1 pseudogene is annotated in these 262 nt (G+C 51.5%); it reads left to right on the forward strand.

Features of this window, described 5'->3' with window-relative positions:
• Positions 1-262 (forward strand): annotated as a pseudogene (locus tag EII23_RS12810) (transposase); the annotation flags it as partial.

Here is a 262-nt window from a genome sequence, read left to right on the forward strand (position 1 = left end):
GGCGGAAAAGCTTTTGGCGGACAAGGGCTACGACACGGATGAGATTCTCGCCCAAGCTGAAAAACAGGGAATGGAAACGGTCATTCCCCCGAAGAAAAACCGCAAAGAGCAGCGTGAGTACGACAAAGAGCTTTACAAGGCCCGGCACCTGATAGAGAACGCGTTCCTCCATTTGAAGCGATGGCGCGGCATTGCGACCCGATTGCGAAAAATACAGCCTCATTCTTGGCCGCTATTCAGATCAGATGCATCTTTTTATGGG

Source organism: Desulfovibrio sp. OH1186_COT-070, from assembly GCF_003860215.1.
Lineage (GTDB): Bacteria > Desulfobacterota > Desulfovibrionia > Desulfovibrionales > Desulfovibrionaceae > Desulfovibrio.